General features: G+C 67.2%; 2 protein-coding genes. Both read right to left on the reverse strand.

From position 1 onward, the window contains the following. Nucleotides 1-165: 165 nt before the first annotated feature. Entirely contained in the window at nt 166-1170 is a 1005-nt protein-coding gene (locus ACIKT0_RS18100; RefSeq protein ID WP_407106717.1) for a Fe(3+) ABC transporter substrate-binding protein, read from the reverse strand. Between the two features lie 170 nt (nt 1171-1340). Beyond that, nucleotides 1341-1577 (reverse strand): TOBE domain-containing protein (locus ACIKT0_RS18105; protein WP_407106716.1); only part of this gene is annotated, 237 nt, incomplete at its 5' end.

Genomic DNA, 1577 nt, shown 5'->3' on the forward strand with positions numbered 1-1577 from the left:
CTGCACGGATCATCCTGCGGTAAGTCTGGCGTGGAGCCCTGCAGCTCGACGACCTACTGGAACGGGTCGAACTTCGGATCAGCACATTGAGAAGCCGGATTGAAGCCCGCGACCTGCGCCTCGTCTGTCCGCGGTCACGGACGCCGCAGCCGCATCAACGCCGCGTCATTTGTCGAAGCCGACCTGGTCGACGAGCTCGCTCGCTTCCTTGCGATGCGCGGCGATCGTCATCAGCGGCGTGTCGTCGACGTTCAGCGCGCCGAGCTCGGCGATCAGCGGGTGGGCCTGGGCGGAGCGGGTCACCGGATACTCGTAGTTCGCCTCGGCGTAGATCTTCTGCGCCTCGTCCGAGACGAGGAACTCGAGCAGCTTCACCGCGGCGTCCTTGTTGGGCGCGTTCTTGGCGACCGCGGCGCCCGAGACGTTCACATGCGCGCCGCCCTTCTCGAAGCTCGGCAGGACGATCTTGATCGCCTTGCCCCACTCTTCCTGCTCCTTGCCGCCTTTGCCGGAGCGCATGAGGCCGACATAGTAGGAATTGGCCACGCCGATGTCGCAGACGCCGCCGAGGATGTCGCGCGCGACGTCGCGGTCGCCGCCCGCGGGCTTGCGGGCGAGATTGGCCTTGAGGCCCGTCAGCCACTCCTGCGCCGCCGGCTTGTCGTTCCGCGCGATGAAGGCCGCGACCAGCGCCGTGTTGTAGGGATGCTGGCCCGAGCGGATGCAGAGCTTGCCCTTCCACTTCGGGTCGGCGAGCTCCTCATAGGTGATCTTCGAGAGGTCGAGGTCCTTGGAGGCGTAGACGACGCGGGCGCGCATCGAGAGCGCGAACCACTGGCCGTCCTTGTCGCGGAGCTGCGGCGGGATGGCGTTCTCAAGCGTCGCGGACCGCACCGGCTGCGTCACGCCCTGATCGACCAGATCGACGAGGTTTCCGAAGTCGACGGCCATCAGCACGTCGGCGGGCGAATTGGCGCCCTCGGCCTTGACCCGCTCCGCCAGGCCGTCCTTGAGGACGACGGTGTTGACCTTGGTGCCCGTCTCCTTCTCGAACCTCTCGAGCAGCGGTTTGATCAGGCCGGGCTCGCGCGTCGTGTAGAGGTTGACCTCGGCGGCGCCGGCGGCCGCGGGCGCGGCGGCTGCGATCATCCCTGCAAGAACAAGGCGCATGGAACGTCCGGCGATGGCCATTGTCGTCTCCTTCCGTCTCGCCGCGGGCGCGGCGGGACGGATTGGCGACAGTTCCGGCCCAAGATCAAGCGCGTTGTTTTAGAGTTATTCAAAGTTACTGCGCCGACGCTGCGATTTATACCATCGGCGCCGATGAGGCGGCTTGTTCTTCAGTGCTTCGCGCTGGCGGGAAAGATCATTCCGGCGGCCGGGTTGACGACGATGTGAACGAGGTCGCCGGCCGCGAGCGACGGCGGGTCGATGATCTGGGCGCGCACGGGCTCGTCGAGCCCCGCGACCCGCAGCGTCAGATCATGCGCGTGGCCGACGAAGGCGACCGCCAGCACCTCGGCTGGGACGCCTTCGTCGGCCGACGCGAGCCTGACGTCCCGCGCCCGGACGAACAC

The organism is Hansschlegelia beijingensis, assembly GCF_045505405.1.
In the GTDB taxonomy this organism is placed as follows: Bacteria; Pseudomonadota; Alphaproteobacteria; order Rhizobiales; family Methylopilaceae; genus Methylopila; species Methylopila beijingensis_A.

Coding starts and splice junctions, on each gene's coding strand:
- ACIKT0_RS18100 (WP_407106717.1), bottom strand. CDS start 1,170: ATGCGCCTTGTTCTTGCAGGGATGATCGCAGCCGCCGCGCCCGCGGCC.